This window comes from Mycolicibacterium arcueilense (assembly GCF_058536225.1).
On sequence record NZ_JBZTYL010000029.1, the window covers coordinates 15434 to 27351 of the forward strand.

At 64.0% G+C, this 11918-nt stretch carries 12 protein-coding genes and 1 pseudogene; 2 read left to right on the forward strand and 11 right to left on the reverse strand.

Annotated elements, in window-relative coordinates; all coding sequences use genetic code 11:
* Positions 1 to 256 precede the first annotated feature (256 nt).
* From AC4LGL_RS27315 to AC4LGL_RS27335, 5 genes are all read right to left on the reverse strand, one after another.
* Complete coding sequence (locus AC4LGL_RS27315; RefSeq protein ID WP_174553725.1) at positions 257 to 1516, reverse strand: MFS transporter; 1260 nt, start codon at positions 1514 to 1516, stop codon at positions 257 to 259.
* Entirely contained in the window at positions 1516 to 2625 is a 1110-nt protein-coding gene (locus AC4LGL_RS27320; protein ID WP_061262335.1) for a PLP-dependent cysteine synthase family protein, read from the reverse strand. Before AC4LGL_RS27320 ends, AC4LGL_RS27315 begins: the two co-directional genes overlap by 1 nt.
* A gap of 115 nt (positions 2626 to 2740) precedes the next feature.
* Positions 2741 to 3160, reverse strand: coding sequence for a putative copper homeostasis (lipo)protein LpqS (gene lpqS, locus AC4LGL_RS27325; RefSeq protein ID WP_131808961.1), 420 nt, complete (start codon positions 3158 to 3160; stop codon positions 2741 to 2743).
* 272 nt (positions 3161 to 3432) lie between these two features.
* Positions 3433 to 4314: a polysaccharide deacetylase family protein gene (locus AC4LGL_RS27330; protein ID WP_061262336.1), complete on the reverse strand. Its 882-nt coding sequence runs from the start codon at positions 4312 to 4314 to the stop codon at positions 3433 to 3435.
* Between the two features lie 208 nt (positions 4315 to 4522).
* Positions 4523 to 5257 (reverse strand): response regulator transcription factor, encoded by a 735-nt coding sequence (locus AC4LGL_RS27335; protein ID WP_061262337.1) that lies wholly within the window; start codon positions 5255 to 5257, stop codon positions 4523 to 4525.
* A gap of 606 nt (positions 5258 to 5863) precedes the next feature.
* Between AC4LGL_RS27335 and AC4LGL_RS27340 the strand changes: the two are divergent.
* Positions 5864 to 6058 (forward strand): annotated as a pseudogene (locus tag AC4LGL_RS27340) (c-type cytochrome biogenesis protein CcsB); the annotation flags it as partial.
* Positions 6059 to 6071: 13 nt separating this feature from the next.
* Here the strand turns inward: AC4LGL_RS27340 and AC4LGL_RS27345 are convergent.
* From AC4LGL_RS27345 to AC4LGL_RS27370, 6 genes are all read right to left on the reverse strand, one after another.
* The gene (locus AC4LGL_RS27345; RefSeq protein ID WP_225503064.1) at positions 6072 to 6902 is read right to left on the reverse strand and encodes a M56 family metallopeptidase; all 831 of its coding nucleotides are present in this window, start codon (positions 6900 to 6902) and stop codon (positions 6072 to 6074) included.
* Between the two features lie 104 nt (positions 6903 to 7006).
* On the reverse strand, positions 7007 to 7396 hold the full coding sequence (locus AC4LGL_RS27350; protein ID WP_061262339.1) for a BlaI/MecI/CopY family transcriptional regulator: 390 nt from the start codon (positions 7394 to 7396) through the stop codon (positions 7007 to 7009).
* 100 nt (positions 7397 to 7496) lie between these two features.
* Positions 7497 to 7646 (reverse strand): hypothetical protein, encoded by a 150-nt coding sequence (locus AC4LGL_RS27355; RefSeq protein WP_165609482.1) that lies wholly within the window; start codon positions 7644 to 7646, stop codon positions 7497 to 7499.
* A 199-nt stretch (positions 7647 to 7845) separates the two neighbouring features.
* Positions 7846 to 8751: a M56 family metallopeptidase gene (locus AC4LGL_RS27360; RefSeq protein ID WP_225503063.1), complete on the reverse strand. Its 906-nt coding sequence runs from the start codon at positions 8749 to 8751 to the stop codon at positions 7846 to 7848.
* A 94-nt stretch (positions 8752 to 8845) separates the two neighbouring features.
* Complete coding sequence (locus AC4LGL_RS27365) at positions 8846 to 9466, reverse strand: TlpA family protein disulfide reductase (RefSeq protein WP_061262340.1); 621 nt, start codon at positions 9464 to 9466, stop codon at positions 8846 to 8848.
* Entirely contained in the window at positions 9466 to 9897 is a 432-nt protein-coding gene (locus AC4LGL_RS27370) for a hypothetical protein (RefSeq protein ID WP_491841501.1), read from the reverse strand. The genes AC4LGL_RS27365 and AC4LGL_RS27370 overlap by 1 nt, the downstream gene beginning before the upstream one ends.
* Before the next feature lie 385 nt (positions 9898 to 10282).
* On the opposite strand from AC4LGL_RS27370, the gene ripA reads away from it, so the two are divergent.
* The gene (gene ripA / locus AC4LGL_RS27375; protein WP_061262342.1) at positions 10283 to 11644 is read left to right on the forward strand and encodes an NlpC/P60 family peptidoglycan endopeptidase RipA; all 1362 of its coding nucleotides are present in this window, start codon (positions 10283 to 10285) and stop codon (positions 11642 to 11644) included.
* Positions 11645 to 11918 lie beyond the last annotated feature (274 nt).

Here is an 11918-nt window from a genome sequence, read left to right on the forward strand (position 1 = left end):
CTGCAACGATCCGATCACGTTAAAACGACGAAATACCAACAGGATCGGACGCATTGACCGGCTTCGGCAAGGCGTTGGCCGTGTCGGCGCTGCGTGCCCGAGCGGCCTGGCCAGCAAACGTCTATCCCAAATGGAGAAGATGCTGAACCGGCACGCGGCCGGCCGCAACATGCGGCGCCGTCGCGGACAGAAAGGGCGCCCGATCTGTGGTGAGGTAGTCCGTGTGGCCCGGTGCGAACGGCGCCGGCTGACGGGCTCAGCGGCGGCCTGCCACCGCTGGTTGCTGTTCGACGCTGAGATGCCCGTGGCGGTCGAGCAAGAAGAGCGCTGCGGCGGCAACGACACCCACCACTACCAGTCCGCCCCACAGAAGTTCATCGGCGCCCGCTTCGCGGGCTGCCTGCAGCAGCGAGCCCGTCGCAAGATTGCCCACCAGGATGCCCACACCAACGATGGTGTTGTAGAACCCATAATGAGTCGCCACGAGTCGGCCGCTGGCCAGCGATACGACCGTGTCCATCTCAAATGGGAATACTGCCGCTGACCCGACCGCCAACAACGCCGCGGCCGCGAGGAGCGCAACAACCGCTCCGGTTGTACCGAACCGGCTGGCGTTGGGAACGACAACCAGCGGCACAAACGATGCCGCCAAGATGGACATTCCGACGACCAGTGACCGCCCGTTGCCCCACCGTCGGGCAAACCAACGGGTCAAGCGCAGCTGCCCACCCACCGCTACAACGGCAGATACTACGAACACAGCGGCAACTAGCGCCGCGGAGTGATTGGGTGCGATAGCGGCCGCGTGTAGCGGCAAGGCCAGATAAACCTGAAAGTTCAGAACGTACGAGCCGATCATCGCCACGGCAAAACACACGAACGACCGGTTCGCCAAGACACTACGCCAGCCGTCGACAACGGACGTCTTCTCTGCTGCTGCCGCCGAATTGTGCTGGGGCAGCGCGAACAACTGGGCAATGGTCAAGACCGCGAACACCACTGCCGCGGCGGCGGCGGCCATGCGGAAGTCGACGGCCATGAGCGCCAGCCCGACCAGCGGGCCAGCCAGAATGCCGGCCTGATAGAAGACGTTGAACATTGCGAACGCTTCCAGCCGGCGGGACTCGGAATCGTCGGCCAGATATGCCCGCACCGCAGGATTGAACAGCGCCCCAGCAAAACCCGTCGCCGCTGAGGCGATGACAAGGACGGGCAGGTTGTGAGCGATGACGAGCAACCCGAAACCGACTGTGCGCAAGAGGCACCCAGCCACGATGAGCGGTTTGTAGCCGAATCGGTCGGCGAGGGTGCCGCCCACGATGAACATCCCTTGCTGGGAGAAGTTCCGTACACCCAGGACCAGGCCGATCACCCACGCCGCCAGGCCGAGCGGACCGGCGAGGTAACCGGCCAGGTAAGGCATGAGCATGTAGAAGCCCAGATTGATGCCGAACTGGTTGATCATCAGCATCCTGCTGGGCCAGCCGAATGTCCTGAACTGGCGGAATACGCCCATCAGCGATGACCCTCGACCGGGTCCACAATGCGGCGGGTACGCGTCCACCGATCGATGACCCGCTTGTCGGGATCGGCCACCCACTCGGGCCCGACGGGTGGCTGATCCCGCAGCACGCCGTGTGCGCGGCAATAGTCGTCGTTGTAGACGGTGTCGAAGTAACGCTGCGGACCATCGGGGAAGACCGCAGCCACTGTGGCACCGAGTGGTTCATTGCTTGCAACCCATCCGGCTACCAGCGCCACCGCCCCTACGCTCCAGCCACCGCTGGCGTAGTGCGTGGCGGCCAGGGTGCGGCAGGCCCACACCGCCTCATCTGGGGCCACCCAGTGGACTTCGTCGAAAGCACGGTAGTCGACGTTGCGCGGATAGATGCTTGACCCCAATCCTCGCATCAACCGGGTAGCTGATGGCTGACCGAAGATGGTCGAACCGACGGTATCCACACCCACCAACCGTAGGTCAGGGTTGAACTCGCGCAATACCCGCGCCACCCCAGCCGAATGCCCCCCTGTGCCCACCGAGCAGACCAGTACGTCGATATCGCCGAGTTGGGCACGCAATTCCAGTGCCAGCCCACGGTAAGCCGCGACGTTGTCGGGGTTGTTGTACTGGTCGGGATACCACGAAGGTTCGTGGGAAGCGAGCAACTCGGCTACCCGGTCCCGGCGGGCCTGCTGCCAGCCGCCCTGGGGGTGAGGCTCAGAGACCACATCGACATCTGCACCATACGCCGCGAGCATGCGGTGGATGATGGGCTCCATCCCGGGGTCGGCGACCAAAGTCACCGGATGGCCGTAAACTGTGCCGGCCAATGCCAGCCCCAAACCTAAGGTACCGCTGGTAGATTCAACGATTCTCGCCCCAGGCCGCAGGTCTCCGCGAGCACGTCCCTGCTCAACCATGTGCATGGCGGGCCGGTCCTTCATGCCTCCGGGATTGAAACTCTCCAGCTTGGCCCAAAATCCGCGGCCCTCGGTGGTGAACGGCTCGGATATCCGCAGTACCGGTGTGTTGCCCACCATCGTTCCGGGTCGTTGATTGCGGGTCAGCCGGGTACGGCCCGACACCAGTAGTTCAGCAGCAGAATCGGACAAAACTTCGTTCATGGAACAACACTCCTGTGGGGGAAGCCGCGCATGCAGCGCAGGCGCCGGGTGAAAGGGAAGGCGGGGCACGCCGGTGCGGGCCATGATCTGCTGGCACCGGCGACGAGATGCCTGCTCAGCGCCGATCGATGCAGAAGCGGACCAACAATTGCCAGCCCGAGAGGCGGCTAGACCCCCAATGCAGCGGCGGACCACGTTGCGTTGCCCCCACCGCGCGCATTGCGCCTGACCAGAACACGTCAGCGGCGACCACCACAGCGAAGATCGCCAGGATCGTCACCGCCCGCGGCAAGACCGCAGCGGCAAAGGTATCCGGAGCGGCCGCGGATTCTTCCCGCTGAGCATGAGGATGATCTAAACCGACAGATACGACGCTCCCTGTGGCTGCGGAAAGCACATGTGGTGCATGGCGCTCGGCGCCACCACTGAACGTGGCGCCGGTGAGCTCCGCGCTGATGACAACCAGCAAGGCAACGAAACTGAGCGCGGTCGCCGATCGCAACCACGTCTTCCCAGTAACGGTTTTGTGCCACACAGTGTTAACCACTGTAACAGCTAGTACTATCTAACTACGTAGATGATGGGGTCGATGCGGGGTTGTTACCGGCTCGCGATCCCCGGGTAGCGTGGGCCAGTTGCTGGCTCCTGGCAATCAACCACAACCATGAAGCCGACGATGGTTAGCGAGGCTTGCCATCTGGTGCGACCCGCGGGTTGCTGCATTTCTCTGGGGCGCAGCACAACGATCTCGTGTGCGCCCCCTGGTCTTATCGAGCACGCGTGGTCGCGGCGATGTCGGTGTGGGATTCAGGCGGGTGGGCCGCCCGGATTTTGGTTCGGGATGTCGGTAATAGGCAGATTGGGTGCTGGTTTCGGCGATGGGGTGGGCTGCAGCGTCGGCGTCCGATCGGGCGCGATGTCGTGAATGGCGTTGGCCGGTGGTCCGTTCTCGCGGCCGCCGTAACTGCTGCCCGCCGATCGGTGGCCAAGGAGGTGGCTCACGGTCACCATGTGGTAATCGTTGGCAATCAGCACCGGTAGGAACTGATATATCAGGTCGACGGTACTGGAATACGTATCGTGCAACAGCACCACCGAACCAGGTCGGATCTGCGTCTTGAGCATGAAGGTGGTCGCGGCCAGGTCCGCGTCATTGATCCAATCGAATGGGATCACATCCCAGAGAATTTCGGCCAACCCCTGCCTGCCGGCCTCTGCCCTGACCTCAGCGCTGGACAGTCCGCCGGCGGGTCGATAGAGCGACGGCGCGCGACCGGTGGCCGCAGCGATGACCGCTGTGGCCTTTCGTAACTGTGCGGGGATCTCAGTTGGCGAGATGGTCGACATGTTGGGGTGCTCCCAGGTGTGGCTGCCGATTTCCATCCCGGCGTCGGCGATACGCCGCGCTGCGTCGGGATCGTGGGCAACTTTGTTTCCTATAAGGAAGAAGGTGGCCTTGGCGCCCTGGGCGCCAAGGACGCTCAGAAGCCGATCGGTGAACGGGGTGGGGCCGTCGTCGAAGGTCAATGCAACACACTTGAACTTCAAGCAATCGACTTCGTCCGCCGAGGGGCCCCGGTTGCGACGTTCGACGAACACCATCGCTGCACCGATCGTCAGCACAATCATCGTCAGGACTCCGAGTTGCCACCATAATCCGTTTCGGCGCAGGTTCAGGCGCAGGTTCATTGGTGTCCCTTCGGCCGGTTCCTGGTGGAGTAGATACCCCGCCACGTGTGTACTGAGCGAGACCGTAGATCGTCAACCTGATGGTGTCTACTGCGCATTCACAGCACACTGCGTGCTTATTCACAGGTTTCATCGCGCGCCGCAGTGCCCGCGCAAGAGGTACTCCCCCTCACCCGCCAGTGGGGCATCCCACACCTATCTGGACACGTCAGCAGCTGTCCGGCAGGCGGTAACCGACACCGCGAATATTCATCACGAGCCTGGGGTGTGCGGGATCGTCGCCCAGCCTGCGCCGCAGGTGGCCGATGTGTACATCGATGACACCGGGATTCCCTTGCCAGCCATGGCCCCAAACCGCATTGAGCAATTCGCGACGGGTTGTGATCCCGCCGGGGCGATGCGACAGGGCAACGAGAATGTCGAACTGTGTGCGTGTCAACTGAATCTGCTCACCGGAGACGAACACCAAACGCTGCTGTTCATCGATCGTCATTGGACCGAACCGTTGCACTGCACCCACATCGGTATGCGTCCTTCCGATCGTGATCGCGGGGCGCCGGTGATTCAGCATAGTCCTTACACGACAGGCAATCTCGCCCGCGCGCAGAGGCTCGGTGATGACCTCGTCGATACCGGCGTCGACCTCGGCGGCTGCGGTGGCGGCAGCGACGTCGGCTGCGAGCACAGCGATGTGGGCTTGCGAAACAGAGCGAAGCATGCGGCAAGTCGCTAATGTCTCGGCGACCGAACCGCCCAATTCGAGAATGATCATTTGCGGCTGCGCCTTGGCGACAATCTCGAGCAGTGCGCTCGCGCCGCCGGCCGCGATCGACACCAGAATCCCCTCGCGTCGCAGACTGTCGGTGACCAAGTCGGTCCAACCGGTACCAATCTCGATGACGAGTACGCCGAACGGTGCAGTGGCGGTGGCAGTGTCAAGCACCGCTTAATACTGCCTTACTACGTAGATCAATGTGGAGTATTGCGAGGTTCGCTGTTCAAACTTCAGCAGATATTTACTTCTAGCTGCTAGCGCTACTCGACGAGGCGTCGCGCTGAGCGAGGCCCGAACCACTTGCAAGCCGCTCAACGGCCGCACATTCTTCGCGAATGTGTTTATCCGCCAACTTGTTTGGCAGGAATCTCAACCGCGGGCGTTTGATGCAGATCCCACGACGATGAATCCCGCCAGTGTCAGCAGCCCTGCCATGGGGTAGCCGAGAAGGAGATCCTGATATCCGGCGATATGGAGCCGGCCCAAGTGGGTAACGACATGCGCGACTGCCATGACGCCCCCAATGCCCACGAGGCTCCAGCCAGCGGCACGGTATCGGCGTTGCCGACGGTAGGCCGGGGTATATATGGACGAGTGGCGGTCGCGCGGGATTCTGCGGATGGGACTCATGCGGGTGGGCGCTCCTCTCGGACGGCCTCCTCTTATCTACTGCGTAGCATAGTACGTAAATAGTTAGTATGTGTGGATGTGTCGAGACGTGCACGATCCATCAGCAGCCTGCACACTGCCCACGTTCGCCAGTGCCCCGCAGCCGTGTCGGCCCCTGGGCTGGCCAGGTATTCCGACTGGGCGTTCACGTCGCCCGTCGTGGTCCTGGTCGGAGCGCTGAACCTGCTGGCCGTCGAACTCGCATACAGCCGCGGCCGTCGCATCGAACCAAGGGAGCTGGTCGGTGCCACCGTCGGCGTACTCGCCGAGGAACCCTGGCGGCCGTCCGACGAGCGGGTCACCCCCGATCCGCTCAGCCGCAGACCAACCCAGATGCCCCGAGGAGGAATGTCCCCACCGGAGCCAACGCGATGAGAGCGGTGGCCCCGGTGAGGCTGGCACGGGCGCCGAAGCGCTTGTGCGACGCGAGAGGCAGCGCCAGACGTTCTGCACGGCTCAACACCGCCACGTCGGTGGCGCCCAGAGCCTCGGCTGGAGTGATACCGGCCAGCGCCATCAACCCCGTCAGCAGTGTGTACTGGCCGTGCTGGCGGGCGGCGGTATCGTCGGCACACATTTCTAACAACCGGGTGACGTCGCCGGCTGCGCGGGTCATCAATGTCACCCGCGGAAACACCATTGCCAGACCGCGCAGCAGCGTCACTATCGTGGTGTGGTGGCCATCGAGGTGTGCCCGTTCGTGGGCCAATACGGCCTCTAACTCCTGCGCATCAAGGGCGGCGACCGCGCTGCTGGTGACCACAATCGCCGGCGGTTTGCCGGCCACGCAGTAGGCCGTGCGCTGCTCGGCGTCGACGACGAAGACATGGGGTTGATCGGTCGGACGGCCAACTAGGCGTGCGGCCTCGGCGTGGGTGTGGGCGCGGGAGTGTAGGCGGCGAACGGTGCGCAGCAGCTTCACACCGACCCTGGTCACCGCGACGATCATGGTCACCGCCACCACCAGGAGCGCCAATTGTGCTGCACTTCCGGCTCGTCCAGCCGCCAAATCGCACAGCAACTGCATACATGAGGTCAATATGGATCGCTGTTGGCCGCCATGAGAAAGCACGTCGAGGGTCACCAGAGTGGGGATGGCGATCCAGGTGGCCAACACCGAGACTATGGCCGTCAACCAGGCCACTACACCAAACCTCGGCGCCGACCCACCCCGAGTGAGGGCACCGAGCACCCACGGGCCCCATACCACCATCACCATGCTATAAACCAGCAGGCAGGCGGCGACTGTCACCGCTTCTTCGCCCTGTTCGTCCGTCTAGCCAACGAACGCAGCGCAGCCCGCAACCGATCGGAATCCTGCGGGTCGATCTGCTCGATGAAGTAGCTCAGAACCAGATCCGCCTCCCCGCCCCCGTCAAGCGCGTCGCGCATCAATTGAGCCGAATGCTGCTCGCGGTTCAACGTCGCCCAGTAGCGGTATGCCCGGCCGTCACGGTCGCGCTCCAACCAACCCTTGGTGTGCAGGTTGTCCATCGTGGACATCACGGTGGTGTAGGCGATCCTCCGCTCGTCGGCGAGTTCATCGAAAACGTCGCGCACCGTGACCGTTTCGGGATCGCGATTCCAGATGCGATCCATGATGTCGGCTTCGAGTTCACCGAACCCTCGTACGCGCACTGTTACCCTCCACGATTGTTGAGGCGAGCTTACCTCGCGCTATGTCCCGCAGTGTGTCGCGGCGCAGCAGAATCTGCCGACGGCCCGCGCCGCCGACGCCTCACAAATCCTCGCGGGGATGCGATTGCAGCCCAATCAACAACAGGCCAAGCACCACCAGCACCGAGGCCATCGGGAATCCGATCAACATATCGGTCCGCTCGTTGACACGCATGTCGGCCAGGTGCGCGATCAAGTGGGCAACCGCCATAGCCGCACCTACCAGTAGTAACAGCTTTCCGATCGTGCGACAGAGTCGAATGGTCATCATCTGAAGTCCCCTCGCTGCGTGATGGGTTGCCCGTTGGAGATGCCGCATTCATCTGAATGTGTTGGGTCTACTACCTAGGTGAGTACGTAGTACCCGCTGCGGCAAGCGTTGAGTCGGCTGTCTCAGGGCACATCCCATGTCAGACCGCAGTGCAGGAGACAAGGCCAATCACAGTCCCCAGACCCAACAGCGCGGTGACTCCGACGACAAGGACCGCGCCGCACCGGGCGGCCGCTCCGTCGAACCGCCCGGACCCACCGCGTTGCTCTGCTGCCAGACGGGCCAGCCGCAGCTGGGTACATTCACTGGTGATGCCCAGCGCCGCCGGCGGCGCAGTCGCGTGCTGCAGTGCCTGCAGCGCTAGAAGCAGACGGTGAGGCCCATGGCCCCGCGCGGCGTGGGCGTCGGCGTCCAGTTCGACCAGCGTGCGCACCAGAGACGGGGATTGGCGCATCAGTGGCAACCAGCCCAGCCCTGAAGCGAGCGCATCGGCGAGGGCAACCAAGAGGTGATGCCGCCGGGCTACGTGGGCATGCTCGTGGGCCAACACAGCGCCGACTGTGGCATCGTCGAATACTTCGCGCAATCCCGCAGTCGCCACGACCAGCGGTGGTTGACCTGCGAGGCTGTATGCCAGCGGCTGGGTAGCCGGCAACCACAGCACCGCACCACGTCGTGGCCGCTCTCGGGTAAGAACCCACATCATCTCAAAGTGCCTGCCATGCAGTCGGTGCCGCAGCCGACCTATGTGACCTAGGCGCCAACCGCCGCGCATCGCGGCAACCAGGAGGATGCTGACGCTGAGGGCGCCTGCGGGTGTGCTGACCGAGCTGGTGTCGGCAGAGTGCACCGTCAGCCAGCAACGGTGCAACAATTCAGCGAGAGCAGGCAACGCCAGGGCGGTGATGATCAGGCCCACCATCACCCCCCAGATGCACAACAGTGCAGCCGCACTGATGCCGCGGCGGATCAGCACGTGCAATCCCACCTGCGTCACACCGCCGGCCCCTACACCCACGATGGCCACCCACATCACCGCTGTCATCGCCACCACCGCACAGCGGCGCGACCACCACCGTGGGCCGCGGCCGAAGACCGCAGCCTCACCGTCGTTAACGGGTGGGCGCGAGGAACATTCATCATGGACCTATCGCCTCGGCAATGGTCCGGGCGATCTGCCCGACGTCGCGGAACACCAACACACCTTGCAACCGGCGCACCGTACCGTCAGCTTTCACCAGGTAGCTCAGGGGTAGCAGCGGGGGCGCTGCCAACGCCGCCGCGACGTTGTCTGCGTTGGCGTACGACGGGTATCGAATGCGCAGGTCGCGCATCAGCGCGGCGGCCGACGACGGCCGGTCGCGCACGTCGAGACCCACCACGCGGACCGCTTCTGGAATGCCGGCATAGGCATCCAGCACAGGCAACTCCTGGCGACACGGGGCGCACCACGATGCCCACACGTTCAACAGCGTGGGCTCACCGGCGAGCGCCAGCCCGACATCCGTGATGTGCCCGGTGCCCAGGCATCGGGCCATCACGCCAGCCAGGGCTGGCGCCGCTTCCCCACCAGGGGAGGGCGACGGGCACGCTGATGTGCCCAATTCTGCTGCCGGGTCCTCAAACGTGGTCGCGAGGCGATGGGTGGCCGACAACGCTGACTGGCGTGGGTTCCATGGTGTGGCGTGCGCGACCACCAGTACTGCAGCCACGCCGATCGACCCGAGGGCCACCGCCGTCACCGATCGACCGACACCCATTAGTGCTTGTACTCCGGAACCGGATCAATCGCCGTCGTTGCCGTCGTCGGCGCGCCCGCGGCGGTTGCCGGGCAGCTGCGCTGCGCTGAGATCCGCTGCCGCAGTGCCCATCCCAGGACCATCAGAGAAGCCAACGCGAGCAGTGGTTGGAGCGGAGCCCACAGGTTCAGCGCGCCGCTGACACCCAACGCGGCCACCACCAGCTTGTTGCACGCAGGACATCCGACGGCTAGCACCGACCCGACGTTGGCGAGGAGCCCGGTGCGGCCACACGGTGACGCGGGCGAGCCGGCGGGCGAATTGCCCACAAATGTCACCGCCAGCGCAGCGCTCATCACCGCGGTCAGTACCCACACGACATAGCTCCACCACGGCGCCGGCGTCATCCGAACAAACCACGCGTTGGGGATCAGCGCACTGGGAATACCCACTGCCAGAGCCACTCCCGCTGTCACTGCCGCCGCGACGGCGTACTGTCGCCATCTTCTCGGCCAACGCACCACGTCACCACCTTCGCCAAGCGCCTACGCAAACCACCATGCCAGATAGTACTGACTGGAATAGTAGATAAACGGCCGCAGCGTGCGGAATCGAATCACACACAGCGGCAGGGCTTGATGCCTAACCGAGATAGCGTTTTCAGCGCGACTGAACCGTGACCGCACCGAGACTGTGGCAGATGTTTCCCATGTGGCCACCGTGATATACGGTGCAACTACGTACTGGATATCTCCCTACTCGGTGGGGTCAGGGCATGATCCAGCAAGTTTCTGAGCTGCTGACGGTGCGCCGGGCACCTTGCTGAGGGAGACCTTAATGAGGCCAGTTCGCCGCTTTGTCAGCAGTTTCCTGCTATCTATGGTCGCGGCGACCTCAACGGCGTTGAGCAGCCCGGTCGCACACGCGTCTCACAACGGCCACGACGATGCCGCCTCTTCTCAGGTGTCAGCGGTTGTCGCGCTGGCTGAGGCCAACCAACGCCTAGCAGAGGTCGGTGCGCGGATCCAGGGGCAGCAGGAAGCGGTGAACAAGGCATTGCTGGAGGTGTCCCAAGCGCGTGACGCCGCCGCTGTTGCACGCCGAGACGCCGACCTTGGCCGACAACAGCTCACGGAGGCCAGTGCCGCAATCGACACCGCACAACGCCGGTTCGATCAATTCGCCGCGGCGACCTATGTCAACGGGCCGCCCCGGATGTTGGTGTTGGCTTCCAGCCCCGACGATGTCATCGCCGCCGCAGGCGCCGATCAACCGCTGACGATCGGATATCGCACCGCGATGAGCCAGCTGCTACGGGCACGCACGGAGAAGGCAAACCAGGAATCTGCGGCGCGGGCGGCCGAGCAGCATGCATGGCAAGCCCTTACCGACGCCCAGCATCGCCAAGACGCCGCAGCAACTTCCCTGGCCGAAGCGCAGCGCCAGTTCGGTTCCCAACAGGCCGAGGTCGACCGTCTGGTTGCCGCCCGCGATGCTGCACGGGCCCGCCTGAACACGGCTCCACCGACACCTTCCGACACCGCGAACTGGGATCACCGCCGGTTAGGGCCCGCCGATACCAGCCAGTGGGACACCACCCTGCCGATGGTGCCCAGCGCAAACCTGACCGGCGATCCGGTCGCCATCATCAACGCCGTCCTGCAGATCTCGGCAACCTCGGCGCAACTGACCGCCGACATGGGGCGCAAGTTTTTGACCGGCCTCGGGATCCTGCCTCAAGCGGCGGCGCCTGCCGACCCGGGGTTCACCAACGGTCGCATCCCCCGCGTCTACGGCCGACAGGCCTCCGAATACGTCATCCGCCGGGCGATGTCGCAATTGGGGGTGCCCTACTCGTGGGGCGGCGGCAACGCCAACGGCCCCTCTCGCGGCATCGACTCAGGCGCCGGCACTGTCGGTTTCGACTGCTCCGGGCTTTATCTGTATGCCTTCGCCGGCGTCGGGATCAAGCTCGACCACTATTCCGGGTCACAGTACAACGCCGGCCGCAGAATACCGTCCGCGCAAATGCGTCGCGGTGACCTGATCTTCTACGGTCCCGACGCCAGCCAGCATGAGGCCATGTACCTGGGCGACGGCCAGATGTTGGAGGCGCCATTTACCGGCTCACAAGTCCGCGTCGCACCTGTGCGCACCAGTGGCATGATGCCCTACGTCACTCGACTGATCGAGTACTGAACACACCGCTGTGCATGGACGCCGTTGGCGCTTCGAAGCAATGCTTCAGTGCCGCTGGGAATTGCCCGCCCGGGTAGTCGGCCTCGGGCCGCACTGCGTTGCGCCAGGCGCTCCGTTCAACACCTTCGACGTCGACTTAGTCAATGAAAATCCGTTGCCTCCCGGTGCCATTCAGGACGCGGTTTGGGTTGCTCGGGGTCAGACTGAGCAATGATCAATACCTGTGGATGAGGCCCGAGGAGGCGGCCTGAAAGTGGGCGCACCTTCCCGAGGA

What these genes read in the sequence shown, in the direction of transcription:
- AC4LGL_RS27315 (WP_174553725.1), bottom strand. Translation starts at nt 1,516, where the DNA reads ATGGGCGTATTCCGCCAGTTCAGGACATTCGGCTGGCCCAGCAGGATG.
- AC4LGL_RS27320 (WP_061262335.1), bottom strand. Translation starts at nt 2,625, where the DNA reads ATGAACGAAGTTTTGTCCGATTCTGCTGCTGAACTACTGGTGTCGGGC.
- AC4LGL_RS27330 (WP_061262336.1), bottom strand. Translation starts at nt 4,314, where the DNA reads ATGAACCTGCGCCTGAACCTGCGCCGAAACGGATTATGGTGGCAACTC.
- AC4LGL_RS27355 (WP_165609482.1), bottom strand. Translation starts at nt 7,646, where the DNA reads ATGGCGGTTGCCCACTTGATCGCGCACCTGGCCGACATGCGTGTCAAC.
- AC4LGL_RS27360 (WP_225503063.1), bottom strand. Translation starts at nt 8,751, where the DNA reads ATGACAGCGGTGATGTGGGTGGCCATCGTGGGTGTAGGGGCCGGCGGT.
- AC4LGL_RS27365 (WP_061262340.1), bottom strand. Translation starts at nt 9,466, where the DNA reads ATGGGTGTCGGTCGATCGGTGACGGCGGTGGCCCTCGGGTCGATCGGC.
- ripA (WP_061262342.1), top strand. Translation starts at nt 10,283, where the DNA reads ATGAGGCCAGTTCGCCGCTTTGTCAGCAGTTTCCTGCTATCTATGGTC.